The 26,377-nt window shown below is 39.9% G+C and carries 21 protein-coding genes and 5 tRNA genes; 20 read left to right on the top strand and 6 right to left on the bottom strand.

From position 1 onward, the window contains the following. Window positions 1-11: 11 nt before the first annotated feature. Both C1A09_RS00430 and C1A09_RS00425 read right to left on the bottom strand, forming a co-directional pair. Window positions 12-3,239, bottom strand: a complete 3,228-nt coding sequence (locus C1A09_RS00430; protein ID WP_245874944.1) for a SusC/RagA family TonB-linked outer membrane protein — start codon at window positions 3,237-3,239, stop codon at window positions 12-14. Window positions 3,240-3,570: 331 nt separating this feature from the next. Further along, window positions 3,571-3,657, bottom strand: a tRNA-Ser gene (locus C1A09_RS00425). Window positions 3,658-3,790: 133 nt separating this feature from the next. Here C1A09_RS00425 and C1A09_RS00420 point away from each other — a divergent pair. The 3 genes from C1A09_RS00420 (at window position 3,791) to C1A09_RS00410 (ending at window position 7,459) form a co-directional block, all read left to right on the top strand. Beyond that, complete coding sequence (locus tag C1A09_RS00420; RefSeq protein WP_101541791.1) at window positions 3,791-4,372, top strand: porin family protein; 582 nt, start codon at window positions 3,791-3,793, stop codon at window positions 4,370-4,372. A gap of 110 nt (window positions 4,373-4,482) precedes the next feature. After that, a complete protein-coding gene (gene priA, locus C1A09_RS00415; RefSeq protein WP_101541790.1) occupies window positions 4,483-6,939 on the top strand; it encodes a replication restart helicase PriA in 2,457 nt (818 codons plus the stop codon). A 40-nt stretch (window positions 6,940-6,979) separates the two neighbouring features. Next, window positions 6,980-7,459, top strand: coding sequence for a low molecular weight protein-tyrosine-phosphatase (locus tag C1A09_RS00410; RefSeq protein WP_101541789.1), 480 nt, complete (start codon window positions 6,980-6,982; stop codon window positions 7,457-7,459). Here C1A09_RS00410 and C1A09_RS00405 read toward each other — a convergent pair. Continuing rightward, window positions 7,456-8,226: a hypothetical protein gene (locus C1A09_RS00405; protein WP_101541788.1), complete on the bottom strand. Its 771-nt coding sequence runs from the start codon at window positions 8,224-8,226 to the stop codon at window positions 7,456-7,458. The genes C1A09_RS00410 and C1A09_RS00405 overlap by 4 nt on opposite strands. Window positions 8,227-8,231: 5 nt before the next feature. After that, window positions 8,232-10,295 (bottom strand): HD family phosphohydrolase, encoded by a 2,064-nt coding sequence (locus C1A09_RS00400; RefSeq protein WP_101541787.1) that lies wholly within the window; start codon window positions 10,293-10,295, stop codon window positions 8,232-8,234. A 97-nt stretch (window positions 10,296-10,392) separates the two neighbouring features. Here C1A09_RS00400 and gltX point away from each other — a divergent pair, with 97 nt between their 5' ends. Together gltX and C1A09_RS00390 are read left to right on the top strand one after the other, a co-directional pair. Continuing rightward, window positions 10,393-11,919 carry a glutamate--tRNA ligase gene (gene gltX, locus C1A09_RS00395; RefSeq protein WP_101541786.1) on the top strand — a complete coding sequence of 509 codons (1,527 nt, stop codon included), beginning with the start codon at window positions 10,393-10,395 and terminating at the stop codon, window positions 11,917-11,919. Window positions 11,920-11,996: 77 nt separating this feature from the next. Continuing rightward, a complete protein-coding gene (locus tag C1A09_RS00390; protein ID WP_101541785.1) occupies window positions 11,997-13,217 on the top strand; it encodes a 3-deoxy-D-manno-octulosonic acid transferase in 1,221 nt (406 codons plus the stop codon). Between the two features lie 72 nt (window positions 13,218-13,289). On the opposite strand, the gene C1A09_RS00385 is transcribed toward C1A09_RS00390, so the two are convergent. Then, window positions 13,290-13,802, bottom strand: a complete 513-nt coding sequence (locus C1A09_RS00385) for a gamma carbonic anhydrase family protein (RefSeq protein ID WP_101541784.1) — start codon at window positions 13,800-13,802, stop codon at window positions 13,290-13,292. Window positions 13,803-13,816: 14 nt separating this feature from the next. Continuing rightward, the gene (locus C1A09_RS00380) at window positions 13,817-15,607 is read right to left on the bottom strand and encodes an aminopeptidase P family protein (RefSeq protein WP_101541783.1); all 1,791 of its coding nucleotides are present in this window, start codon (window positions 15,605-15,607) and stop codon (window positions 13,817-13,819) included. A gap of 526 nt (window positions 15,608-16,133) precedes the next feature. Between C1A09_RS00380 and rpsU the strand changes: the two genes are divergently transcribed. The 15 genes from rpsU (at window position 16,134) to rpoB (ending at window position 26,272) form a co-directional block, all read left to right on the top strand. Beyond that, window positions 16,134-16,325 carry a 30S ribosomal protein S21 gene (rpsU, locus tag C1A09_RS00375; protein WP_101541782.1) on the top strand — a complete coding sequence of 64 codons (192 nt, stop codon included), beginning with the start codon at window positions 16,134-16,136 and terminating at the stop codon, window positions 16,323-16,325. A gap of 70 nt (window positions 16,326-16,395) precedes the next feature. Then, entirely contained in the window at window positions 16,396-17,280 is an 885-nt protein-coding gene (xerA, locus tag C1A09_RS00370) for a site-specific tyrosine recombinase/integron integrase (RefSeq protein WP_101541781.1), read from the top strand. 16 nt (window positions 17,281-17,296) lie between these two features. Beyond that, entirely contained in the window at window positions 17,297-17,596 is a 300-nt protein-coding gene (gene hpf, locus C1A09_RS00365) for a ribosome hibernation-promoting factor, HPF/YfiA family (RefSeq protein ID WP_101542397.1), read from the top strand. 93 nt (window positions 17,597-17,689) lie between these two features. Beyond that, a tRNA-Thr gene (locus C1A09_RS00360) sits at window positions 17,690-17,763 on the top strand. Window positions 17,764-17,878: 115 nt separating this feature from the next. After that, window positions 17,879-17,961, top strand: a tRNA-Tyr gene (locus C1A09_RS00355). A gap of 13 nt (window positions 17,962-17,974) precedes the next feature. After that, window positions 17,975-18,046, top strand: a tRNA-Thr gene (locus tag C1A09_RS00350). A gap of 50 nt (window positions 18,047-18,096) precedes the next feature. Further along, on the top strand, window positions 18,097-19,281 hold the full coding sequence (gene tuf, locus C1A09_RS00345) for an elongation factor Tu (RefSeq protein WP_101541780.1): 1,185 nt from the start codon (window positions 18,097-18,099) through the stop codon (window positions 19,279-19,281). A gap of 53 nt (window positions 19,282-19,334) precedes the next feature. Then, window positions 19,335-19,407: transfer RNA gene (locus C1A09_RS00340), tRNA-Trp, on the top strand. 14 nt (window positions 19,408-19,421) lie between these two features. Further along, window positions 19,422-19,610 (top strand): preprotein translocase subunit SecE, encoded by a 189-nt coding sequence (gene secE, locus C1A09_RS00335; protein WP_004291288.1) that lies wholly within the window; start codon window positions 19,422-19,424, stop codon window positions 19,608-19,610. Between the two features lie 13 nt (window positions 19,611-19,623). Then, entirely contained in the window at window positions 19,624-20,166 is a 543-nt protein-coding gene (gene nusG, locus C1A09_RS00330; RefSeq protein ID WP_101541779.1) for a transcription termination/antitermination protein NusG, read from the top strand. Between the two features lie 57 nt (window positions 20,167-20,223). Then, complete coding sequence (gene rplK, locus C1A09_RS00325; RefSeq protein ID WP_101541778.1) at window positions 20,224-20,667, top strand: 50S ribosomal protein L11; 444 nt, start codon at window positions 20,224-20,226, stop codon at window positions 20,665-20,667. A gap of 15 nt (window positions 20,668-20,682) precedes the next feature. Next, complete coding sequence (gene rplA / locus C1A09_RS00320; protein ID WP_101541777.1) at window positions 20,683-21,381, top strand: 50S ribosomal protein L1; 699 nt, start codon at window positions 20,683-20,685, stop codon at window positions 21,379-21,381. 15 nt (window positions 21,382-21,396) lie between these two features. Then, window positions 21,397-21,918 (top strand): 50S ribosomal protein L10, encoded by a 522-nt coding sequence (gene rplJ, locus C1A09_RS00315; RefSeq protein WP_101541776.1) that lies wholly within the window; start codon window positions 21,397-21,399, stop codon window positions 21,916-21,918. A 58-nt stretch (window positions 21,919-21,976) separates the two neighbouring features. Beyond that, on the top strand, window positions 21,977-22,354 hold the full coding sequence (gene rplL, locus C1A09_RS00310) for a 50S ribosomal protein L7/L12 (protein WP_101541775.1): 378 nt from the start codon (window positions 21,977-21,979) through the stop codon (window positions 22,352-22,354). A 105-nt stretch (window positions 22,355-22,459) separates the two neighbouring features. Continuing rightward, window positions 22,460-26,272 (top strand): DNA-directed RNA polymerase subunit beta, encoded by a 3,813-nt coding sequence (gene rpoB / locus C1A09_RS00305; protein ID WP_101541774.1) that lies wholly within the window; start codon window positions 22,460-22,462, stop codon window positions 26,270-26,272. Window positions 26,273-26,377 lie beyond the last annotated feature (105 nt).

Here is a 26,377-nt window from a genome sequence, read left to right as displayed (position 1 = left end):
AGTTTATTGTATTAGAGAGAGAAGTTTATACCTACAGAATGTGTGCGCTGGAGAGGATAGTTAAATCCGTTTCCTGCCAATTCAGGGTCCCACAACTTGAATTTGCTGAAACAAAGCAGGTTAATTCCCGAATAATAAATTCGGATTGAGCTGAAACCGATTTTCTTAAGAAACTTTTTGGGTAGAGTATAACCGAAGTCAATTTGTTTCAGACGGAGGAAAGAACCGTCACGCATAAACCATGTACTACGTTGGCTGTTGTTCTTATTTTCAGCAGTAGAAAGGCGCGGCCAGAAAGCATATGGATCGCGGTTGTTTACAGACCAGTGATCATCGGAGATGACAGTAAGTAATTGGTTTACGGCGACTGTTCCATTGGCACCTCCTGAATTATAGAATGGAGTGATAGCATTATAGTCGAGCCAGAAAGATTCACGGGCCAAACCGTTGAAGAAGAAAGAGAAATCAAAACCTTTCCATCCCATGGAATAACCAAAACCATAGTTTATTTCTGGAGAAGTAGGATATCCGATGGGCACCTGGTCGGCATTGGTAATCTGTCCGTCACCGTTGATATCTTTATATTTAATGTCTCCTGGCTTGTAGTCACCGAATGTTTGCTTGGGTGAATTGGCGATATCAGCTTCATCAATGAACAAGCGTTCGGCTACATATCCCCATGCTTGTTTCACGGATTGCCCGATACGTGAACGCCAAGGGGTACTACTATAGTCGGGTTCTTCATAAACCTTATATTTTCCACGTCCATAGGTAAAGTTCAGACGTCCGGACATCCATAAATCTTTGTTGATGGATTGGTTATAGTCCAAAGAAAGATCTATACCCTGGCTGCGGGCTTCACCTACGTTGGACTTAGGCTTGGCTTCCAAACCTAATGAACTAGGAAGGTTAGCACGTTCCATTAAGATTTTTGAACGGTCATCACGGAAAATATCTACTTGTAATTCTAATTTGTCAAATAATCCTAATTCAACACCTATATTGGTCTTTTTAGAAATTTCCCAAGTTACATTCGGATTAGCATAGCGACTGATGGACACACCATTTGCGCTATGACGGTCATTTAAACTTCCCCAAGTGTATCCCATACCCGAATCTTTCAAATTTACAACAGATAAATAATAAAAGCGATCACCAGAATCACCAATCGCATCATTACCCACTAGACCATAAGTAGCCTTGAATTTTAATTTACTGATCACTTTTTTCAAGTCTGCATTCCAAAACCGTTCGTTAGACATCAAGTAACCCACACCTGCAGAAGGGAAGAACCCCCAACGTTCTTTATCTGCAAAACGCTCCGAACCATTATAACCAAAATTGGCTTCAATAAAATAGCGATCATCATAAGCATAAGTGAAACGTCCGGATAAACTCATATTCCGCTTAGGAAGAGACTTTTGAATATTATCTGTATTAGCTGATGAACTAACTCCTTTGGATTCCAATTTATTATTCATGGTGAATACCATCAAACCACTGACAGCGTGCTTGTCTTTGAAAGTACGGTCGTAATTGACTGCTGCCTCTAAATAGGTGTTGACTTCAACCTCTTTTGTAGAGACATTTGGTGACAAAAAGTCTGTACCATCTTCTGGATTCAAAGCACTCAAAATATATGTGTCACTTAATGCATCGTAACTACCCATTGAAAAATAGAAAGGATCATATTTTCGTTGTACAGTATAGTCAGAACGTCGGTTCGTATTAAACATAAAACGAGCTTTTAAACCTTTTGTGATGAATTTTAAATCTTGGTTTAATTCAACCTGAGCCATCATTAACGAAGTGCTAGTATCTCTATATCCACGCGTCATCTCTGCATAAGGATTTAAGTAATTACCGGTATCATAATTACCATAAAGTAAATATGGAGTTGTTTCATTTATTTTATCTGGTTTATAATAGGGAGGATAAAGCACAGGAGAAGTCTGGGTAATCATCTTGTAAATCTCCTTACCGGTATAGATAGGACCTGAATAATCATCCATAGTTCCATGTAAACGTACTGTTGCTTTTGTGGTTTTAGAAACATTAACATCTACATTGGCACGCAATAAATAACGGTTAAGTTTGATATTATTATTAAAATTGTTTTGTTTAGCAGATTTCAAATTACCCGAATCGCTGGAATAAGTTCCGGCGATGTAATATTTGGCAATATTTGTACCACCCTGAACATTCATGTTGGCGCTATAGTTTACATTGGACTTCTTGAATAATTCATCATACCAATCTACAGCGGGAAATACATTAGGATTTAATCCAGCCATCGTATTGGCTATTTTCTGCTGACTGTGCATCAATCCATTGCCATCATATAAGGATGCTTCATTGTGCATGTTCATATAGGTAATAGGATCTGCCCATTCAGCAGTTTTTGTAGGGGACGAATGAGTTACTACTACACGAGCGGATATTTTTGCTGGTCCTTCAGTACCACCTTTAGTGTTTACCAGAATTACGCCGTTAGCACCACGTGAACCATAAAGTGCTGTAGCCGTTGCATCTTTCATTATGGAGAAACTGGCGATGTCATCTACCTGTAGACGAGAAAGATCGCTGGATGTCATTTCTACACCGTCAATCAAAATCAATGGATCTGTTTTGTAACCGAATGTAGTGACACCACGTACAAAGAAGTCTGCATTATCTGCTCCCGGTTCACCACTACGCTGATAGGAAATTAGACCTGCAACACGTCCAGACAAAGCTGCTGTAAGATTACTTGCAGGTGTTTTCAATTCTGCTGGTTTCACAGTTGAAACAGAAGCCAACACACTTTCTTTCTTCTGTTTGGCAAAAGCAACAATGGTAACTTCATCCAACTCATCCACTTTTTGAGCCATAGTAATAGTCAATGGTTTGGAATTTTTTACTGTGATGATTTGGTCTTCCATACCAATATACGAAATCATTAATTTCGCACCTACTTCTACGTCAATAGAAAAAGTACCATCCACATCGGTAGTAACACCTCGTGGGGTACCTTGAATCACAATTGTAACACCTGGAAGAGGTTCTCCCATTTCATCAATAACCCGTCCTGTAGCTTTGATAGGAGCGGGGACATTTATTTCTGTATTATACAGAGGAGAAGTGTTCGTCGTAACAGTGGCTTGCAATGTCCCTTGAACAATAGTTGCACATATAAGCAAACTACAAAAGCGTTTATACTTTGTGCTTGGAAGAAAAGAATGATAAATATTCTTCATCATTTAATTAGATTTAATTATTATTAGATAAACAAAAGGCCTTTGTGTCCCCAAAGATAAGAGGATAATTACTTATATAATTTTATAAATATTCTCATTTCTTTGTAAAATCGTATCAATTTTAGCTAAAAAATGGATAATGAGACTGTGGAAACAAATTAAGAGATATTATTGATAGGTATTGAGTATCAGATGTTTGTTATAGAAGAATTGTGTCGTAATTCGTGTTAAACCCATATTAATTCTACGATTCTATCATAGGAATGTATTATAAATAGGAAAAGTACAAATTTGGTATAAAGTATGGCTTAATAAAAATTAAATAAAAACTTTGCGGAAAGACAGAGATTCGAACTCTGGGAACGGTTACCCGTTCACCGCATTTCGAGTGCGGCCCGATCGACCACTCCGGCATCTTTCCTTGAAGTGATGTTGCAAAAGTAATAACTTTTATGGTTAGTTGTTCTTGTGAAAATGAACAAATGGGAATGGTGATTGTTCTTTTTAGGAATATTTTACATATATTTGTCCCGAAATTTTAAACATATTGAATTATGAAGAAGATTTTTAGTGTTTTTATGATAGCTATATGCTGTTTGGCGGTAGCTATGCCTGCACAGGCTCAATTAATTAAGTTTGGTGTAAAGGGTGGTGTTAATTTGTCAAAGATTGATTGGGATGGTGGATATAAAGGTAATAAAGATAATGCTACCGGTTTTTTCATCGGTCCGATGGCTGAAGTCACTATTCCTATCGTAGGTTTGGGAGTGGATGGTGCTTTGTTGTTTTCACAAAAAGGAAAAGATGATGGTAAGCAAACAGGTCTTGATATTCCTATTAATTTGAAATATACTATCGGTTTAGGTAGTTTGTTTGGTGTCTATGTGGCTGCCGGTCCTGATTTTTATTTTAATTTTAAGGGGGATAAGAAATACATTGATGAAGCTGTTGAATTGAAAAATAAAAAAGCTCAGGTTGGTATTAATTTAGGTGCTGGTGTGAAGTTGATTAAACACTTACAGATTGGCTTTAACTATAATATTCCATTTGGTGACTCCTATACTTTGAAAGCTGCAGGAGAAGCTTTAGGGGCTAAGAATAAAACTTGGCAAATCTCTGCTGCTTATATTTTCTAAGTAATTTAAACTATATATTATAGGAATAGCGTTACCGATTAAAATCGGCAACGCTATTTTTTTATTCTCTTTCCTCCTTCTTCTTGAAAAATACTATCTTTGTTGCCACGATGGAGAAGTTTGTTGATGTTATATTACCTTTGCCTTTGCACGGTTGTTTTACTTATTCCTTGTCTGAAGAGATTGCGGAAGAAGTACAGATTGGTTGTCGGGTAGTAGTACCTTTCGGACGAAAGAAGTATTATACGGCAATTGTGCGGAACATACATAATGCCGCTCCCACGGCGTATGAGGTGAAAGAAGTGACTGCCCTGTTGGATGCACATCCTATTTTGCTTGCTGAACAGTTTAAGTTTTGGGAATGGTTGGCTGATTATTATCTTTGTACACAAGGCGATGTGTATAAAGCGGCTTTGCCTTCAGGCTTAAAATTGGAGAGCGAGACGATGGTGGAATATAATCCTGATTTCGAATCGGACATACGGTTACCCGAACGGGAGCAAAAAGTATTAGATCTGCTTTCTGTGGAATCAGAGCAATGCGTCACGAAGTTGGAGAAGGATAGTGGTATTAAGAATATACTTTCCGTAATTAAATCTCTATTGGATAAAGAAGCTATCTTTGTCAAAGAAGAGTTGAAACGTACTTATAAACCCAAGGTTGAAACTCGTGTAAGGTTGACAATTGCTGCTCGAGATGAACAGCGATTGAAAGAGTTGTTTGAAGAGTTGGAGCGTGCACCTAAACAACTTGATTTATTAATGAAGTATATTGAACTTTCTGGAGTTTTAGGAAATCAACCTAAAGAAGTGACGAAAAAAGAGCTTTTGCATCGTGCTTCCGTATCGCCTGCGATATTCAATGGTTTGGTAGATAAAGCGATATTTGAGGTGTATCAACAAGAAATAGGCCGTCTCAATTTGATACAGTCATCCATTTCCCCCCTGCATCCGCTAAATGATCATCAGCAGAGAGCTTACCATGATATCATGGAGGTTTTTCGTGAAAAAAATGTCTGCCTGCTTCATGGAGTAACAGCCAGTGGAAAAACGGAAATCTATATTCATTTGATAGAAGAGATCATCAGTCAAGGTAAGCAAGTGCTGTATTTATTGCCGGAAATAGCCTTAACAACGCAAATCACAGAACGTTTACAACGAGTATTCGGCTCTCGGCTAGGTATCTATCATTCCAAGTTTCCCGATGCAGAACGGGTGGAAATCTGGCAGAAACAACTTTCAAGAAAAGGATATGATATTATTTTAGGGGTCCGTTCGTCTGTATTCCTGCCGTTTCGTAATTTGGGATTGGTGATTGTGGACGAGGAACATGAAAATACATATAAGCAACAAGATCCGGCTCCACGTTATCACGCACGAAATGCGGCTATTGTCTTGGCTGCTATGTATGGTGCCAAAACATTATTGGGTACCGCTACTCCGTCTATTGAAACTTGGCATAATGCCATTTCGGGTAAATATGGACTGGTAGAACTGAAAGAACGCTATAGAGAAATACAATTGCCGGAGATTATTTCAGTAGATATCAAGGAATTGCACCGTAAAAAACGGATGAATGGTCCGTTCTCGCCTTTGTTACTTCAATATATACGTGAAGCTTTAGAGCAGAAAGAGCAAGTTATTTTATTTCAGAACCGTCGTGGTTTTGCCCCTATGATTGAATGCCATACGTGTGGCTGGGTACCCAAATGTAAGAATTGTGATGTGAGTTTAACTTATCATAAAGGTTTAAATCAGTTGACGTGCCACTACTGTGGTTATAGCTATCAAGTACCCCGTGTTTGTCCGGCTTGTGAAGGGGTTGATTTACGTAACCGTGGTTTCGGTACGGAAAAGATAGAGGATGATATCAAGACGTTGTTTCCCGAGGCAACCGTTACCCGTATGGATTTGGATACTACTCGCACGCGCTCGGCATACGAGCGGATCATTGCTGATTTTGAGCAGGGAAAAACCGACATCCTTATTGGAACACAAATGGTATCCAAAGGATTGGATTTTGATCATGTCAGCGTGGTGGGTATCTTAAATGCCGATACAATGTTGAATTATCCTGATTTTCGTGCATATGAACGTGCTTTTCAGCTGATGGCACAAGTGGCCGGGCGTGCAGGACGGAAAAATAAACGAGGTAGAGTAGTATTGCAAACTAAAAATATAGATCATCCTATTATTCCACAGGTAATATTGAATGATTATGAAGGTATGGTTGGCGGGCAACTTGCCGAACGGCAGATGTTTCATTATCCTCCCTATTATCGCTTGATATATGTTTATCTGAAAAATCGTAATGAAACTTTACTTGATTTGATGGCGCAAACCATGGCGAACAAACTTCGTTCTGTTTTTGGAAGTCGTGTGTTAGGACCTGATAAACCACCTGTTGCCCGTGTGCAAACTTTGTTTATCAGAAAAATTATTGTAAAGATTGAAGTAAATGCTCCTATGGTTCGTGCACGCGAATTGTTGATGCAAGTACAAAAAGAAATGATTGCAGAAGACCGCTTTAAGTCCTTGATTGTATATTATGATGTAGATCCGATGTAAGGTATCAAATTTATGATGTAAATATATAGAATTAGTTTATATGAAGAAAATCCTTTTTGTCTGCCTCGGTAATATCTGTCGTTCCTCTTCTGCAGAAGGGGTGATGAAACGTCTGATAGAAGAGGCAGGACGTGAAGATGAATTTATGATTGATTCAGCAGGTATACTTTCTTATCACCAAGGAGAATTACCTGATAGCCGGATGCGTGCTCACGCTGCCCGTCGTGGATATAATCTGATACATCGCTCTCGTCCTGTCCATACTGAAGACTTTTATAACTTTGATCTGATAATCGGTATGGACGACAGGAATATCGATGATCTGAAAGATCGTGCCCCTTCAATTGAAGAATGGAACAAAATACATCGGATGACGGATTACTGCAAAAAATTTACTCATGCCGACCATGTACCCGATCCTTATTATGGAGGTGCCGAAGGTTTCGAGTATGTGCTTGATGTTCTTGAAGATGCCTGCTCTGGTTTATTGGAAAGCTTGGATAAAGAAACTATCGGCTAGTCATCTAATCGGTCTTGATAGAAACGTTTTTTATCGTTGAGACTACAGGTTGCATCTACTCCGACTTGTTGTAGCCGATTGGCTATTTCATTTAGTTTTTTCCGTGATACTCTGCCGATATAGAATAATCGGTAATGGTAGTCCTTGTCCAGTAATTCCATGATATGGGTAAACGTTTGTTCGCGGGCAAAATCAAAATTTACTTTCCGTAAATCCGTATAAAGATAACGGATGCTTCTACCTACGCTGTGTATGACAAGGGCATCATTAGTTAGAGTCAGATAACAGAATCGCGTCATTAGCATACTTATAAAGAAAAGGCTCAGACTGAAAGAAATGATAGCAGGAATAAATCTCCACCATACATTGCCACTCATGGAATAATAGCCCAATATCAGGAACATGAGGAAAAGCACAAAAAAATAGAACATATATAATGAGGGCCGGTGGTAGGTTTTGGTAGGAAACTCTATTACCGTTCGTACTTGCGGAATATAATTATCGAAAGATACTCCCTGAGATATCAAGAAACGTATGACGGAAGAAGGGTGGCGAAAAGGAGAGAGGTAAATGACTTTGTTTTTTCCCTCCTTCAGATGTAGGGTTAATATCCCTGGACCATATTTGTCTTTAAACATGAGGCCGTTTGAAGGGGACACTTGATGATAGCGTTCCATGAAACTGAAACTCTTGATCTGTTGTAGCCCTATCCGTTGGTTTTGGAGCAATTCTTTGGCTCTTTTCTGTTCTTTAGCGGTCACTTCCATAGCTCTTATTTTTTAAGTTCGGGATAACTGATACGAGTATGGTAAATTGTTTTCAGCTTTTCCTTGAATACTGCTTTTATGGTTGCTATGTCCTTGAAAGTAATGGGGCATTCTTTAAAATACCCTTCTTCGACTTGAGAGTCTATAATCTTATCAACAAGGTTACTGATACTTTCCTCTGTATATTCGGGTAGACTGCGTGAGGCTGCTTCCACAGAGTCTGCCATCATTAGGATGGCCTGTTCTTTAGTGGACGGATTGGGTCCCGGATAGGTAAATAATTCTTCATTAGGTTCTTCACCGGAATGTTCATTTTTCCAGGAAATATAGAAATATTTGGTTTTTCCAAGACCGTGGTGGGTTGTGATGAAATCTTTAATCACTTTAGGCAGATTATTTTTTTCGGCTAGTTTTAACCCGTCCGTCACATGGCTGATAACCACCTGGGCACTTTGTTCATAACCAAGGTTCTTATGTGGATTGACACCACCGGATTGATTTTCTGTGAAAAAAACCGGATTTTCCATTTTCCCGATATCATGATATAAAGCGCCGGTACGTACTAATTGGCTTTTGGCACCGATCCGGTTGGCGGCTTCAGCGGCAAGATTAGCCACTTGCATGGAATGTTGGAATGTACCCGGTACGGTTTCCGACATGCGGCGCAACAAGCTGTTGTTGATATTGGACAACTCTACCAGAGTGACATTGGATGTAAAACCGAATGTCTTCTCCACCAGAAAAAGAAGTGGGTATGTAAAAAGCAACAGTACTCCGTTGATGATAAAGTAGGTGTACATACTACCATTGAGTTTCGACAAGTCATTTTCTGTAATCAGTTCGAATGCAAAGTAAACAGTAACATATGTCAATATCACAAGAAATGCTGTACGGAATAGTTGTGAACGTTGTGATAGCTCTCTCAAACTGAAGATTGCAACGAGTCCGGCAGCAAGTTGCAACAAGATAAACTCATGCGGATAGCGCAGGCAGATGGAACAAATCAAAATAGTAACTACCTGGGTAAGAAATGCCGTACGCGAATCAAGGAATACCCGTATGATAATAGGCAACATAGCGTATGGCAAAATGTAAACGTTAAAGATATTGTTTGTCACCATCAGTGCCGTCACCACACAATAGAACATGATGAGTGAGAATAACAGAGATAAACTTCCTTTACGGTTATAATAATCTTTGCGGAATAAGTCCAGATAAAGCATGAAACACAACATGAAGATGCTGACATATAATATTTGCCCCCCCAGCATCAAACGCTTTTGACCAATGGATTCACTGCGTTCAATAGATTCTTTTCGCAGACTTTCTAGAATGTTATATGTCTCCTGGCTTACAATCTCACCCCGGTCAATGATTTTTTGTCCGCTCAACACAATGCCATTTGCCCATGAATAGTTGTCAAGCGCTTCTTTCTTGGCTGTTTCTGTACGTTGCTCATCGTATGTCAGGTTAGGATACAGATATTCGTTGAGTGAACATTGGCGTAGTATATCCGGACGATAATGCAGGGTGTCGGCAGTGAGCAGATAAGTATAGGCACTTTTTACGGAATAAAGTTCATTGATATTTTGTTGGTTGGCGAGCTTATCATTTATTACCATGATGGCTGATGTGCTGTCTTTTTGTAGCTTGGTCAGTTCTTCTGTCGAGAGTATTCCTGCCTGGTATATCTCCGAAAGAATTTTTTCTATATAGTGAATGTAGTCAGTAGAAGGAAGTATTCCCCGTAAATGGGTTTGATAATCAGCCTTCAATTTTTTGAATATATTATTCTCAATATTCTTATTCAACTGGAAATAAGGTTGAAAAGAAGCGAGGATGCTGTCTTGCTCCCGCTTCACAACCTCATCATTTTTATAAATTGGAAAGTCGAAAGTTGCCATCAATTGTCCATATTTCCATGGCTTGTTTATGTCAAACTGGTAATTGAACTTGCCGTCACGAGGTAAGAAATAAACGATAATTGTTACAGTCCCAATAAAAATCAGTACCTTATATAACAAATCTCTGTACGAGAACTTTTTCCTTTTTCCATTGAAATAACCCATATCCGTTGAAATTTTTGCGAAAAGTACAAAAAAAAACAGTAGTATGGAAAAAAAGGTTTAATTTTGCCATCTAATTTATTCATAAGTAAGATAGATTATGACAGAAAGAAGAGTCAGAGTCCGTTTTGCCCCAAGTCCTACGGGGGCGTTGCACATTGGTGGTGTGCGCACTGCTTTATATAATTATCTCTTTGCGCGTCAGCATGGAGGAGATTTAATTTTTCGTATAGAAGATACCGATTCTAATCGGTTTGTACCGGGTGCGGAAGAATATATTCTGGAATCTTTCAAGTGGTTGGGCATTCCTTTTGATGAGGGTGTCGGTTTCGGTGGAGAACATGGACCATATCGTCAGTCGGAACGTCGTGATATATATAAGAAATATGTACAGATATTGCTTGATGCCGGAAAGGCTTACATTGCTTTTGATACTCCGGCAGAACTTGAAGCAAAACGTACGGAAATAGCTAATTTTCAATATGACGCTTCTACCCGTATGCAGATGCGTAATTCGTTGACGTTGCCTAAGGAAGAGGTGGATGCGTTGATTGCCGAAGGTAAGCAATATGTGGTTCGTTTCAAGATTGAGCCAAATGAAGATGTACATGTAAACGATTTAATTCGCGGCGAGGTTGTGATCAACTCTTCTATCCTCGACGATAAAGTCCTTTATAAATCGGCGGACGAGTTGCCTACTTATCATCTGGCAAATATTGTGGACGACCATTTGATGGAAGTTTCTCATGTCATTCGTGGTGAAGAATGGTTGCCTTCCGCTCCGCTCCATGTGTTGTTATATCGGGCTTTTGACTGGGAAGATACTATGCCCGTTTTTGCCCATCTGCCGTTGTTGTTGAAACCAGAGGGTAATGGTAAGCTTAGTAAACGTGATGGTGACCGTCTTGGTTTTCCTGTGTTTCCGTTGGAGTGGCATGATCCTAAAACAGGTGAAGTCTCTTCCGGTTACCGTGAATCGGGTTATTTACCTGAAGCGGTAATCAATTTCCTGGCCCTGTTGGGATGGAATCCTGGTAATGACCAGGAACTTATGTCAGTGGATGAGTTGGTGCAACTCTTCAACCTGAGTCATTGTAGCAAGTCGGGTGCTAAGTTTGATTATAAAAAAGGTGTGTGGTTTAATCATGAATATATCATGATGAAACCGGATGAAGAAATTGCCAGCCTTTTTAAGCCCGTATTGAAAGCTAATGGTATAAATGTGGATCTTTATAGTGACGTGTTCCTTACGAAAGTCGTTTCTCTTGTGAAAGGTCGTGTCAATTTTGTGAAAGAATTATGGGAGCAGACTCGTTTCTTCTTTGTTGCTCCGACTGAGTATGCAGAGAAGGATGTAAAGAAACGTTGGTCTGAGGATACTCCCCGTATTATGGGTGAGTTGATGGAAGTGTTGCGTGGCATTGATGACTTCTCTTCAAAGGCTTCGGAAGACATCGTGATTGGCTGGATTACTGAAATGGGCTATCACATGGGTAATGTGATGAATGCTTTCCGCCTGTCGGTAGTGGGAGAGTGTAAAGGCCCTCACATGTTTGATATTACCGAACTGCTTGGTAAGGAAGATACATTGGCTCGTATACAGCGTGCTGTTGAAACATTGAAATAAATAATCAAGAATGAGGAATTTCCTGTTATACAGTTTTTATTTTTCATTCTTCTTTATTCATTCTTAATTAAGATAGTATGCTTTACGATTTGGCAATAGCAATCTACGATATCCTGGTGCACTTGGCTGCTCCGTTCAGTCGTAAACCCCGCAAGATGATGAAAGGGCATTGGGTGGTTTATGAGCTTCTCCGTCAGCAGTTGGAGAAGGATGTAAGGTACATCTGGTTTCATGCGGCTTCTTTGGGAGAGTTTGAGCAAGGACGTCCGTTGATTGAGAAAATCCGTGCCAGATATCCGGATTACGGTATCTTACTGACATTTTTTTCACCTTCTGGTTATGAGGTTCGTAAGAACTATCGGGGAGCTGATATCGTTTGTTATCTGCCTTTTGACAAGACGAGGAATGTGAAGAAGTTTCTTGATTTGGTAAATCCCTGCATGGCATTTTTTATTAAATACGAGTTTTGGAAAAACTATCTGGATGAGTTGCATAAACGGCGTATTCCGGTGTATAGCGTGTCTTCTATTTTCCGTCGTGGACAGATCTTTTTTAAATGGTATGGCGGTACGTATAGAAATGTGCTACGTAATTTCGATCATCTGTTTGTACAGAATGAGCGTTCCAAACGTTTTTTGTCGAAGATTAATATCAACCGGGTTACGGTGGTGGGTGATACCCGTTTCGATCGTGTGTTGCAGATACGTGAGGAAGCTAAAGACTTGCCGTTGGTAGAACTTTTTAAGAACAATACGATGACTTTCGTTGCAGGGAGTTCCTGGCAACCGGATGAAGATTTGTTTATCGAATATTTCAATCAGCATCCGGAGGTGAAGTTAATCATAGCTCCACATGTGATTGATGAAAATCATTTGGTAGAAATTATCCGGAAACTGAAGCGTACGTACGTACGTTATACCCGTGCCGACGAGAAAAATGTACGTAAAGCCGATTGTTTGATTATAGACTGTTATGGATTACTCTCGTCCATCTATCGCTATGGAGAAATCGCTTACATTGGTGGAGGTTTTGGAGTAGGTATTCACAATACTTTGGAAGCGGCGGTTTATGGAATTCCCGTTATTTTTGGTCCGAAATATCAGAAGTTCCAGGAAGCTGTTCAGTTATTGGAAGCCAAAGGTGGATTTTCTATCAAAGATTATGAGGAATTAAGGGTATTGCTCGACCGTATGCTGACGGATGAAGTTTTCTTGCGTGAAGTAGGTATAAATGCGGGGGCGTATGTAACTGACAATGCTGGAGCAACGGATAAAATATTAAATATGATAAACTTCTGAAAAAGTAATAAGGGTAAAATGATAAAGTGGTAAGGTGATAATATTCTACCACTTTATCATTATATTGTCTTTCTATTTATACCAGTTCGAGTACATCAAGTAATTGTGTGCAATTTTTTGGTTTAATTCCTTGGCTTGTTCCGGATCTACTTTTTTGATAAATTTTGCAGGTACTCCGCCCCAGATACTTCCGGGCTCTATCACTGTATTACTCAAAACTAATGAACCGGCAGCAACAATAGCTCCTTCTCCCACGATGGCATGGTCTAATATGGTGGAGCTCATTCCTATCAGGGCATAGTCTTTGATGGTAGCTCCATGGATGGTTACATTGTGCCCTACCGATACATGGTCTCCTATTTCGATCGTTGACTTCTCGTATAAAGTATGCAGTACGCTTCCATCCTGAATATTCACTCCATTTCCGATACGGATAGAATTGACATCACCACGAAGTACCGTGCTGAACCAAATACTACAATCGCATCCTATTTTCACATCTCCGATGATAACCGCATTATCTGCTAAAAAACAATTTTCTCCAAATTCGGGAGTAAAACCTCTTACTGATTTTATTAGTGCCATTTTTTTTAGATTGATTAATGTTGGATGATTGCTTCACACGCTTCTTTTAACCATTCCTGCTCTTCTTTGTTCAGGTCGGGAGCAAGTTTGTCATAAACCTTTCTGTGATATTCATTCAACCACTCTATTTCTTCTATTGTCAACATCTCTTTGATGATACCTTTTTTACAGATAGGACAGAGGGTAATTGTCTCAAATTTTAGATAATTTCCGAACATACCTTCTCCGGCAGGGATGGTTAATATCAGATTTTCAGTACGTATACCATGGTTACCTGCTTTATACACTCCCGGTTCATTAGATGTAACCATACCTGCTTGCAGGCCAACTGGGTTTTCATTCATACGAATACTTTGAGGCCCTTCGTGCACGTTCAGGAAATGCCCTACACCATGTCCGGTACCATGTAAAAAGTTCATACGGTGTTTCCATATCGGCATGCGAGCCAACACATCTAATTGTGCACCTCTGGTTCCTTCAGGAAATACTGCCATAGCGAGGGCTATATGTCCTTTCAATATCAGGGTATAGTCTATTTTTTCTTCTTCGGTCAATTTGCCTAGCGCAATGGTACGTGTGATATCGGTTGTCCCATCAAGATATTGGGCGCCCGAATCCAGTAGCAGGAAACCTTTAGGCTGTAAGGGAACATCCGTTTCGGGGGTAGCCTCATAATGTACAATAGCCCCATGTTCTTTGTAGCCGACAATAGTATCGAAACTTTCACCCATATAAAGAGGTTGTGCTGCACGGAGTTCATGTAATTTCTTATCTACGCTGATTTCTGTTTCCTTGCCTGTGTGAATAGCTTCTTCCAACCATTTCAGAAACTTTACCAGGGCTACACCATCACGTTGCATAGCCGCATGGATGCCAACAATTTCTTGTTCATTACGAATGGCTTTGAGAAGAGTTACCGGCGAAGCACCTTCGATAATCCGGCAATCCGGACGGACAGCGGAATAAACGGCATAATTTGTTTTGGAAGGATTAAGCAGGAGAGTATCGGCTGACAGACTATTCAGAAAATACTCAATATCTTCGTAGGAGTGAATGGAGACGCCAATCTCTTTTAAGTAGATAGACAATTCCTCAGTCACTTTTTGAGGATGAATGAAGAAATCTACATCGTTACTACTGATCAGTAAATAACTGACAACTACAGGATTGCAATGTACGTCATTACCACGTATATTCAGCGTCCATGCTATTTCGTCCAATGCAGAAATTAATAATGCCTCTGCACCTTTTTTTTTCATTTCTTTACGAATAGCCGTTAGTTTTTCTCCACAACTTTTTCCGGCATACTGGGTTTCGTAAATAAAAGCAGGATCTTCGGGCATGGCAGGTCGGTCTTTCCATATCTTGTTCATAGGATCGTTGATGCATTTTATGATAATCCCATTTGTTTTCAACTCATCCTGCAATTGTTTTGCTGCCTCTGTAGAAAATACTTTTCCGTCAATGCCTACTACCGCACCGGTTCCTAAATATGTTTTTATAAATGTAGAAATGCTGGGCGTTTCGGGCAACATTTCTTTGTATAAATCGATATCCTTGCCTTCCAACTGACGGGCGGCTTGGAGAAAATAACGGGAATCTGTCCATAGCCCTGCCCGCTTGGTAGTAACCACGACTGTACCTGCCGAACCGGTGAAACCTGATATCCATTCTCTTGACTGCCAGTGTGGTGCTACGTATTCACTTAGGTGCGGGTCTGTGCTGGGAATGATAAACGCATCAATACCCTCCTCTTTTAGTAATGTTCGAAGCGCGTCTATACGCTGATTGGTTGTTCGATTCATATCTTCTCTTTTATTATATAAATAAGTATATTTTCTTCTCCAAAGTTACTTACTTTCTTTTAATAACCAGCTATCTCTTATGATTTAAGTGCCTATTTTCATGAATTGTTCTGGTGGATTTCATCCCATAATATACCCATGGCTAAGGAAAATGCAGCTTAATTTTTATCCATTCTATCATGGCGAAGTTTTTGTTCCACCATGGTAGAACGAAACTTTCCCCGCGGTAGAATGAAACTTTCTCCATGGGAGAACGATTTAATATTGGGCACTTTCCCTCTTAACCTATGTAATTGAGCTGTACAAATATGCCTGCCTGTAATGATACTGCTGTAACTGTCAGCAAACAGTCATTTTAGGGTTTCAAGTGTAATATCAATCGTGTATTGTAAATTGCCAAATCGTAAATTAGATAAATTATCATTTTTTTTGCAGAAAGTTTTGTGAATAAAGAAAGTATGTGTAATTTTGCCGCTCAAATTTAATCGTGAGATTTTCAAACCATTAACATTTTAAAAATAAAAAAATGATTGTAGTTCCTGTAAAAGAAGGCGAAAACATTGAAAAAGCGCTGAAGAAATTTAAAAGAAAATTTGAAAAAACCGGTATCGTTAAAGAGTTGAGACGCAGACAGCAGTTTGATAAACCGTCTGTAACTAAAAGACTTAAGAATGAACGTGCCGTTTATGTTCAAAAGCTTCAGCAAGTAGAAGATTAATAATTCGTAAATTCCTTTGAATTATTGAATTCTTTTTCATACATTCGTTGCACGATTTAGATGTAACGATATGTTGTTGATAGATTCTTTCCTTGATTATCTTCTGCGTGAGCGGAATTATTCTGAAGGTACCGTTAGGTATTATCGGTCGGATATCCTTGAATTGCAGAAGTTCGGAGAGGGGATGTTGGGAGATTTAACTCCGTCGGATGTTGATGCTGGGCTTGTTCGTGAATGGATTGCTTCTTTGATGGACAGGGGTTGTGCTTCGAATACGATAAATCGAAAGTTGAGTTCAATCCGGGCATATTATAAGTTTCTCTTGAAGAGGGGGGAGGTTGCGATGGATCCGTTGCGAAAAATAACGGGACCTAAAAAAAAGAAACCGCTTCCTGTATTTCTGAGAGAGGGAGAAATGAATAGATTGCTGGATGATATGGACTTTGGAGAGGGGTTTGAAGGGTGTCGTGACCACATGATTATTGAAATGTTTTATGCCACCGGCATGCGGCTTTCGGAATTGATGGGGTTGGCTGATAAGGATATTGACTTTTCGGCTTCTCTTATCAAGGTGACGGGGAAACGGGACAAACAACGTTTGATACCTTTTGACGAAGAGTTAAAGCGCTCAATGCGAGAATATATCAATATGCGGAATGATGCGGTTCCGGTCAGGGCAGATGTTTTTTTTGTCCGGAAGAGTGGAAAGCAGCTTTGCCGTAGTATCGTTGCAGATATTGTGAAACGAAACCTTTCGAAGGTAGTGACTGTAAAAAAAAGAAGTCCTCACGTGTTGCGGCACACCTTTGCGACGGCTATGCTGAACAATGGTGCCGATTTGAGTTCGATAAAAGAGCTTCTTGGACACGAAAGTTTGGCGACGACGGAAGTTTATACGCATACTACTTTTGAAGAACTTAAAAAAGTGTATAATCAGGCTCATCCTCGAGCCTAAAGAAAAGGAGGTAAGTATGGATGTTAGAATTCAATCGATTCACTTTGATGCATCAGAGCAATTGCAAGCTTTTATTCAAAAAAAGGTTGTTAAATTGGAGAAGTTTTACGACGATATACAGAAAGTAGAGGTGTCATTAAAAGTTGTTAAGCCAGAGACTGCTGAAAATAAAGAAGCCGGAGTGAGGGTGTTTGCTCCTAATGCTGATTTTTATGCGAATAAAGTCTGTGATACGTTTGAAGAAGCGATAGACGTTTGTTTGGAAGCTTTGGAAAAACAGCTGGTTAAATATAAGGAAAAACAACGGAGCAAATAAAAATCCGCTAAAATTTTGCGGGTAAAAAATAAATGCCTAAATTTGCAGCCGTTTCGCTCGCACTAGAACGTTACGGTTGCATTTTTTAAGTCTGCCTCTTTAGCTCAGTTGGCCAGAGCACGTGATTTGTAATCTCGGGGTCGTTGGTTCGAATCCGACAAGAGGCTCAAGAAAAAGTGCGAGTGTGGATTAAGAGACATTCGGTGAAGTTGAAAACCGGTTAGGATAACAAAAATCCTGTAGGGGTTCAGACGGAAGATGAAAGAGCTCTTAATTTAATAGGGGCAAATACCAGAGTGGCCAAATGGGGCAGACTGTAAATCTGCTGGCTTACGCCTTCGGTGGTTCGAATCCATCTTTGCCCACTACTCTTTTTCTGCTGTTATAGCTCAGTGGTAGAGCACTTCCTTGGTAAGGAAGAGGTCCCGGGTTCAAATCCCGGTAACAGCTCATGGATATGTAAAAGCTGATTATTAATCAAATAAATAACAAGTAAAGCTATGGCTAAAGAGAAATTCGAACGTACCAAACCGCACGTAAACATTGGTACAATTGGTCACGTTGACCACGGTAAAACCACGTTGACTGCTGCTATCACTACGGTGTTAGGCAAAAAAGGTTTTTCTGAAGTAAAATCATTCGATCAAATTGACAACGCTCCTGAAGAAAAGGAAAGAGGTATTACTATTAATACTTCCCACGTTGAGTATGAAACTGCTAACCGTCACTATGCTCACGTAGACTGTCCGGGTCATGCCGACTATGTAAAGAACATGGTAACTGGTGCTGCTCAGATGGACGGTGCTATCATTGTAGTTGCTGCAACTGATGGTCCGATGCCCCAGACGCGTGAACATATTTTGCTGGCTCGTCAGGTAAACGTTCCAAGATTGGTCGTTTTCATGAACAAGTGCGATATGGTAGACGATCCCGAAATGTTGGAACTTGTTGAAATGGAAATGCGTGAGTTGCTTTCAGCCTACGAATTCGATGGTGATAATACTCCTTTCATTCAGGGTTCTGCTCTTGGTGCATTGAATGGTGTTGAAAAATGGGAAGAAAAAGTTATGGAATTGATGGATGCTGTTGATAACTGGATTCCATTACCTCCGCGTGATGTTGATAAACCATTCTTGATGCCTGTTGAGGATGTATTCTCTATTACTGGTCGTGGTACTGTAGCAACTGGCCGTATCGAAGCTGGTGTTATCCATGTAGGTGACGAAGTTGAAATCCTTGGTTTGGGTGAAGATAAGAAATCAGTTGTAACTGGTGTTGAAATGTTCCGTAAACTGTTGGATCAGGGTGAAGCTGGTGACAACGTAGGTTTGTTACTTCGTGGTATTGACAAGAACGAAATCAAACGTGGTATGGTTCTTTGTAAACCAGGTCAGATTAAACCTCATTCTAAATTCAAGGCTTCTATTTATGTTTTGAAAAAAGAAGAAGGTGGCCGTCACACTCCGTTCCATAACAAATATCGTCCTCAATTCTATCTGCGTACTATGGACTGTACAGGTGAAATTACTCTTCCGGAAGGAACTGAGATGGTAATGCCGGGCGATAACGTAGAAATCAATGTAGAACTGATCTATCCGGTAGCATTGAACGTAGGTTTGCGTTTCGCCATCCGTGAAGGTGGTCGTACAGTAGGTTCTGGTCAAATTACTGAAATTTTTGACTAATAGCCAGATATCTTATCAGTTCCCAGTAAAAGCTGGGAACTGATTATGTTCAAACGGGAGTAGCTCAGTTGGTAGAGCACCGGTCTCCAAAACCGGGTGTCGGGAGTTCGAGCCTCTCCTCCCGTGCTAATATTTTTGAAATGAAGAAGATTGTAGCTTATTTTAAAGAAACTTACGACGAACTTGTTCATAAAGTATCGTGGCCTACGTATTCTGAACTTACTAACAGTGCAGTAGTTGTTTTATATGCTTCCCTGCTTATTGCATTGGTAGTATTTGCGATGGACTTCTGTTTCCAACATTTAATGGAATTTGTTTATCCACATTAAAAAGTAAGGAGAAATGTCTGAGATTGAAAAGAAGTGGTACGTTTTGCGTGCTATTAGCGGAAAAGAATCTAAGGTAAAGGAATACCTTGAAGCTGACATTAAAAACAGCGACCTTGGCGATTACGTATCTCAGGTATTGATTCCTACCGAAAAAGTATATCAGGTTCGCAATGGTAAAAAAATTGTGAAAGAGAGAAGTTATCTTCCTGGTTACGTTTTGGTGGAGGCTGCTCTGGTGGGTGAAGTAGCTCATCATCTGAGAAATACTCCTAATGTGATTGGTTTCTTAGGTGGATCTGATAAACCCGTTCCTTTGAGACAGTCGGAAGTGAATCGCATACTTGGTACGGTTGACGAATTGCAGGATGCCGGTGAAGAGCTGAATATCCCGTATGTAGTTGGTGAGACCGTAAAGGTGAATTACGGTCCGTTTAGTGGATTTAGTGGTATCATTGAAGAAGTGAACACCGAGAAGAAGAAGCTGAAGGTTATGGTTAAGATATTTGGACGGAAGACTCCGCTCGAATTAGGCTTTATGCAAGTTGAAAAAGAATAGTACAGGTGTTACGCTGTAGTATTCTTCATTAATGTTTATATATAAATCAATTAAAAAATGGCTAAAGAAGTTGCTGGACTAATCAAATTACAGATTAAAGGAGGCGCGGCAAATCCATCACCTCCCGTTGGACCTGCTTTGGGTTCTAAGGGAATTAATATCATGGAGTTTTGCAAGCAATTCAACGCCAGAACCCAAGACAAAGCAGGAAAAGTTCTTCCTGTGATTATTACTTACTACGCAGATAAGTCTTTCGATTTTGTAATCAAGACTCCTCCCGTTGCTATTCAATTACTTGAATTGACTAAGGTAAAGAGTGGTTCTGCTGAGCCTAATCGTAAGAAGGTTGCCGAGATTACTTGGGAACAGGTTCGTACGATTGCTCAGGACAAAATGGTTGACTTGAACTGTTTTACTGTCGAAGCTGCTATGAAAATGGTTGCTGGTACAGCTCGTAGTATGGGTATCGCTGTAAAAGGGGAGTTCCCGGTTAATAACTAATAAACTTCAATTAGAATGAGTAAACTGACAAAAAATCAAAAGTTAGCTGCAGAAAAAATTGAAGCAGGGAAAGCATACTCTCTCAAAGAAGCCGCTACACTGGTAAAAGAGATTTCTTTTACTAAGTTTGATGCTTCTCTGGATATAGACGTACGTTTGGGCGTTGACCCACGTAAGGCTAACCAGATGGTGAGAGGTGTTGTATCACTTCCTCACGGTACTGGTAAAGTTGTACGCGTTTTGGTGCTTTGTACACCGGATGCTGAAGCTGCTGCAAAAGAAGCCGGAGCTGACTATGTTGGTCTTGATGAATATATTGAAAAGATCAAAGGTGGATGGACTGATATTGATGTAATTATCACTATGCCGTCTATTATGGGTAAGATTGGTGCGCTCGGTCGTGTGCTCGGTCCTCGTGGATTGATGCCGAATCCTAAGAGTGGCACTGTAACTATGGATGTTGCTAAAGCTGTAAAAGAAGTAAAACAAGGTAAGATCGACTTTAAAGTTGATAAGAGTGGTATCGTTCATACTTCTATCGGTAAAGTTTCATTTAGTGCTGATCAAATTCGCGATAATGCGAAAGAATTCATCTCTACTTTGAATAAATTGAAACCGACTGCAGCCAAGGGTACATATATTAAGAGTATTTATCTTTCTAGCACGATGAGTGCGGGTATCAAGATTGACCCGAAATCAGTAGAAGAAATCTAATAAAACGGAGTAATAATGAGAAAGGAAGATAAAAGTACGATTATTGAGCAGATTGCTGCTACAGTTAAGGAATTTGGTCACTTCTACTTAGTGGATACTACTGCTATGGACGCAGCTACAACAAGCGCGTTGAGAAGAGAATGCTTCAAGGCTGACATCAAGTTGATGGTAGTTAAGAATACATTACTCCACAAAGCACTGGAAAGCCTTGAAGAAGATTATTCTTTGCTTTATGACTCAATGAAAGGCACTACTGCCGTAATGTTTTGCAACGTTGCAAACGCTCCGGCTAAGTTGCTGAAAGATAAAGCTAAGAACGGTATTCCTGGATTAAAAGCTGCATATGCAGAAGAAAGCTTCTATGTTGGTGCTGACCAGTTGGATGCTCTCGTAAGTATCAAGAGTAAGAATGAAGTTATTGCCGATATTATCGCATTGTTGCAATCTCCGGCTAAGAATGTTATTTCTGCTCTGCAATCAGGTGGTAACACCCTTCACGGAGTTCTCAAGACTCTTGGTGAACGTGCCGAAGCGTAAATTTCGGATAAAAAATTATCAATTTATTTAGTATTTAAACAATTAAAATCATACAAAAATGGCAGATTTGAAAGCTTTTGCAGAACAATTAGTTAACTTGACAGTAAAAGAAGTTAATGAACTTGCAACAATCCTGAAAGAAGAATATGGTATTGAACCTGCTGCTGCAGCTGTTGCTGTTGCTGCTGGTCCTGCAGCCGGTGGTGCTGCTGCCGCAGAAGAGAAATCTTCTTTCGACGTAGTATTGAAGAGCGCTGGTGCAGCTAAACTTCAAGTAGTTAAAGCCGTTAAGGAAGCTTGCGGTCTTGGCTTGAAGGAAGCTAAGGACATGGTAGATGGTGCTCCTAGTGTAGTAAAAGAAGGTTTGGCTAAGGACGAAGCAGAATCATTGAAGAAAACATTGGAAGAAGCTGGAGCTGAAGTTGAACTTAAATAACATTAGCCTGTAAATCAGGTAATTCGGTTAGGAACCCTTCGTGAAAAGGGTTCTTAACCTTTTTGTGTATATATTTAAAATTAAGTTCTACAAATCCATTAACAGATGTCTTCAAATACTGTAAATCAAAGAGTTAATTTTGCTTCGACTAAGAATCCGTTGGAATATCCGGATTTTCTGGAAGTACAATTGAAGTCATTCAAAGACTTTTTACAACTGGACACTCCGCCCGAGAAGCGTAAGAACGAGGGACTGTATAAAGTATTTGCTGAAAACTTCCCCATTGCCGATACAAGAAATAATTTTGTTCTTGAGTTTTTGGACTACTATATTGATCCGCCGCGTTATACTATTGATGAGTGTATAGAGCGAGGGCTTACATATAGCGTGCCTTTAAAGGCTAAATTGAAATTATATTGTACCGACCCCGATCATGAAGATTTTGACACGGTTATTCAGGATGTGTTCCTGGGACCTATCCCATATATGACGGATAAGGCGACATTCGTCATCAATGGTGCAGAGCGTGTTGTTGTGTCACAACTCCATCGTTCGCCAGGTGTATTCTTCGGGCAAAGTGTACATGCCAACGGTACTAAGTTATACTCAGCCCGTATTATTCCTTTCAAGGGATCTTGGATTGAGTTTGCTACTGACATTAATAATGTCATGTATGCTTACATCGATCGTAAAAAGAAACTGCCGGTAACCACATTGCTGAGAGCTATTGGTTTTGAGAATGACAAGGATATTCTTGAAATCTTTAATTTGGCAGAAGACGTGAAGGTAAACAAAACGAACCTCAAGAAAATTGTGGGTCGTAAGTTGGCAGCGCGTGTTTTGAAAACATGGATTGAGGATTTTGTAGACGAAGATACCGGTGAAGTGGTTTCTATTGAACGTAACGAGGTTGTTATCGATCGTGAAACTGTAATTGAACCGGAACATGTCGATATTATTTTAGAGTCAGGTGTTCAGAATATTCTTGTGCATAAGGAAGAACCGAATCAATCTGACTATTCTATTATATATAATACTTTGCAGAAGGATCCGAGTAATTCGGAAAAAGAGGCTGTACTTTATATTTATCGTCAGTTGCGTAATGCAGATCCTGCCGATGATGCCAGTGCACGTGAAGTTATTAACAATCTGTTCTTCTCAGAAAAGAGATATGATTTAGGTGATGTAGGTCGTTATCGTATCAACAAGAAGTTGAATTTGACGACTGATATGGATGTACGTGTCCTTACCAAAGAAGATATTATTGAGATTATTAAATATCTGATTGAGTTAATAAACTCAAAAGCGGATGTTGATGATATCGACCATTTGAGTAATCGTCGTGTACGTACGGTAGGTGAACAGTTATCCAACCAGTTTGCTATTGGTTTGGCACGTATGTCGCGTACTATTCGTGAACGTATGAATGTTCGTGATAATGAGGTGTTTACTCCGATTGATTTGATTAACGCCAAGACGATTTCTTCTGTTATCAATTCTTTCTTCGGAACGAATGCTTTATCACAGTTTATGGATCAGACTAACCCGTTGGCTGAAATTACTCATAAGCGCCGTATGTCTGCCCTTGGCCCTGGTGGTTTGTCACGCGAACGTGCAGGTTTTGAGGTTCGTGATGTGCATTATACTCATTATGGTCGCCTTTGCCCGATTGAGACTCCTGAAGGTCCGAATATTGGTTTGATTTCCTCACTTTGTGTGTTTGCTAAGATTAATGATCTTGGTTTTATTGAAACTCCTTATCGTAAAGTTGCGAATGGTAAAGTAGACCTTTCTGATAATGGTTTGGTTTATTTGACGGCAGAGGAAGAAGAAGAAAAAATTATTGCACAGGGTAATGCGCCTTTGAATGAGGATGGTACTTTTGTTCGTGATAAAGTAAAATCTCGCCAGGATGCAGATTATCCGGTTGTTACTCCGGATGAGGTAGAATTGATGGATGTGTCTCCTCAGCAGATTGCTTCTATCGCAGCTTCTTTGATCCCGTTCTTGGAACATGATGACGCTAATCGTGCATTGATGGGTTCAAACATGATGCGCCAGGCTGTTCCTTTGTTGAAAAGTGAAGCTCCAATTGTAGGTACTGGTATTGAACGCCAGTTGGCGCGCGATTCTCGTACGCAGATTACTGCGGAAGGGGATGGTGTAGTTGATTTTGTAGATGCTACCACAATTCGTATTCTGTATGATCGTACGGAAGAAGAGGAGTTTGTAAGCTTTGAGCCTGCGTTGAAAGAATATAATATTCCTAAATGGCGTCGTACTAACCAGAATATGACCATTGATCTTCGTCCTATTTGTGAGAAAGGCCAACGTGTAACTTTAGGACAAATTTTGACTGAAGGTTATTCAACTGAAGCCGGTGAATTGGCTTTAGGTAAGAATCTTTTGGTTGCTTATATGCCGTGGAAGGGTTATAACTATGAGGACGCTATCGTATTGAACGAACGTGTTGTTCGTGAAGATCTTTTGACTTCTGTACATGTGGAGGAATATTCTTTGGAAGTTCGCGAAACGAAACGTGGTATGGAAGAGTTGACTTCTGATATTCCTAATGTAAGTGAGGAAGCAACAAAAGATCTCGATGAAAATGGAATTGTTCGTGTAGGTGCGCGTATTGAACCGGGTGATATCCTTATTGGTAAGATTACCCCGAAGGGAGAATCTGATCCTTCTCCTGAAGAAAAGTTGCTTCGTGCTATTTTCGGTGACAAAGCAGGTGATGTGAAAGACGCTTCACTGAAAGCTTCTCCTTCTTTGAAAGGGGTTGTTATCGGCAAGCGTTTGTTCTCTCGCGTTATCAAAACTCGTAGTTCTAAGTTGGCTGATAAGGCGTTGTTGCCTAAAATTGACGATGAGTTTGATGGTAAGGTAGCGGACCTGAAAAAGATATTGGTAAATAAGTTACTGAAACTTACTGAAAACTATACATCTGAAGGTGTAAAAGACTATATGGGTGCTGAAGTTATTTCAAAGGGGGCAAAATTCTCTGTGTCTGACTTCAGTGATATGGATTTTACAGCTATTCAGTTAAGTAATTGGACGAAAGATGAACATACCAATGGGTTGATTCGTGCATTGGTAATGAATTTTATCAAGAAATATAAAGAACTTGATGCTGAGCTGAAGCGTAAAAAATTTGCTATAACCATTGGTGATGAGTTACCAGCGGGTATTATACAGATGGCTAAAGTTTATATTGCCAAGAAACGTAAGATTGGTGTTGGTGATAAAATGGCAGGTCGTCATGGAAATAAGGGTATTGTTTCTCGTGTAGTGCGTCAGGAAGATATGCCATTTTTGGCGGATGGTACTCCGGTAGATATTGTATTGAATCCATTGGGTGTGCCTTCACGTATGAATATTGGACAGATATTTGAAGCTGTTCTTGGACGTGCTGGGAAAAAATTGGGTGTAAAGTTTGCTACTCCTATTTTTGACGGCGCTTCTTTGGATGATTTAAATGAATGGACTGATAAAGCTGGTTTGCCTCGTTATGGTAAAACAACTTTGTATGATGGTGGTACAGGTGAAGCATTTGAACAGCAGGCAACGGTGGGTGTAACCTATATGTTGAAACTTGGTCACATGGTTGAAGACAAGATGCATGCGCGTTCCATTGGTCCGTATTCACTTATTACTCAACAACCGTTAGGTGGTAAAGCGCAGTTCGGTGGTCAACGTTTCGGAGAAATGGAGGTTTGGGCACTCGAAGCATTTGGTGCCGCACACATTTTGCAGGAAATTTTGACTATCAAATCTGATGATGTTGTTGGACGTTCTAAAGCTTATGAAGCAATTGTGAAGGGTGAACCGATGCCTACTCCGGGTATTCCTGAATCTTTGAACGTATTGTTGCATGAACTTAGAGGTTTGGGCTTGAGCATCAACCTTGAATAATTTGAAAATTGGGAATTGAGAATTATTGAATAATATTTCTCAATCCTTAATTTCTCAACATCCATTTTTCAATTTTTAATTGTCAATTATCAATTATATAAAAGT

The organism is Bacteroides cutis (assembly GCF_900241005.1).
Classification (GTDB): domain Bacteria; phylum Bacteroidota; class Bacteroidia; order Bacteroidales; family Bacteroidaceae; genus Bacteroides; species Bacteroides cutis.
Note: the sequence above shows the minus strand (reverse complement) of the source record. Positions and strands in the feature narration are given on the sequence as shown.

Coding starts and splice junctions, on each gene's coding strand:
- C1A09_RS00430 (WP_245874944.1), bottom strand. CDS start 3,239: ATGATGAAGAATATTTATCATTCTTTTCTTCCAAGCACAAAGTATAAA.
- C1A09_RS00420 (WP_101541791.1), top strand. CDS start 3,791: ATGAAGAAGATTTTTAGTGTTTTTATGATAGCTATATGCTGTTTGGCG.
- priA (WP_101541790.1), top strand. CDS start 4,483: ATGGAGAAGTTTGTTGATGTTATATTACCTTTGCCTTTGCACGGTTGT.
- C1A09_RS00410 (WP_101541789.1), top strand. CDS start 6,980: ATGAAGAAAATCCTTTTTGTCTGCCTCGGTAATATCTGTCGTTCCTCT.
- C1A09_RS00405 (WP_101541788.1), bottom strand. CDS start 8,226: ATGGAAGTGACCGCTAAAGAACAGAAAAGAGCCAAAGAATTGCTCCAA.
- C1A09_RS00400 (WP_101541787.1), bottom strand. CDS start 10,295: ATGGGTTATTTCAATGGAAAAAGGAAAAAGTTCTCGTACAGAGATTTG.
- gltX (WP_101541786.1), top strand. CDS start 10,393: ATGACAGAAAGAAGAGTCAGAGTCCGTTTTGCCCCAAGTCCTACGGGG.
- C1A09_RS00390 (WP_101541785.1), top strand. CDS start 11,997: ATGCTTTACGATTTGGCAATAGCAATCTACGATATCCTGGTGCACTTG.
- C1A09_RS00385 (WP_101541784.1), bottom strand. CDS start 13,802: ATGGCACTAATAAAATCAGTAAGAGGTTTTACTCCCGAATTTGGAGAA.
- C1A09_RS00380 (WP_101541783.1), bottom strand. CDS start 15,607: ATGAATCGAACAACCAATCAGCGTATAGACGCGCTTCGAACATTACTA.
- rpsU (WP_101541782.1), top strand. CDS start 16,134: ATGATTGTAGTTCCTGTAAAAGAAGGCGAAAACATTGAAAAAGCGCTG.
- xerA (WP_101541781.1), top strand. CDS start 16,396: ATGTTGTTGATAGATTCTTTCCTTGATTATCTTCTGCGTGAGCGGAAT.
- hpf (WP_101542397.1), top strand. CDS start 17,297: ATGGATGTTAGAATTCAATCGATTCACTTTGATGCATCAGAGCAATTG.
- tuf (WP_101541780.1), top strand. CDS start 18,097: ATGGCTAAAGAGAAATTCGAACGTACCAAACCGCACGTAAACATTGGT.
- secE (WP_004291288.1), top strand. CDS start 19,422: ATGAAGAAGATTGTAGCTTATTTTAAAGAAACTTACGACGAACTTGTT.
- nusG (WP_101541779.1), top strand. CDS start 19,624: ATGTCTGAGATTGAAAAGAAGTGGTACGTTTTGCGTGCTATTAGCGGA.
- rplK (WP_101541778.1), top strand. CDS start 20,224: ATGGCTAAAGAAGTTGCTGGACTAATCAAATTACAGATTAAAGGAGGC.
- rplA (WP_101541777.1), top strand. CDS start 20,683: ATGAGTAAACTGACAAAAAATCAAAAGTTAGCTGCAGAAAAAATTGAA.
- rplJ (WP_101541776.1), top strand. CDS start 21,397: ATGAGAAAGGAAGATAAAAGTACGATTATTGAGCAGATTGCTGCTACA.
- rplL (WP_101541775.1), top strand. CDS start 21,977: ATGGCAGATTTGAAAGCTTTTGCAGAACAATTAGTTAACTTGACAGTA.
- rpoB (WP_101541774.1), top strand. CDS start 22,460: ATGTCTTCAAATACTGTAAATCAAAGAGTTAATTTTGCTTCGACTAAG.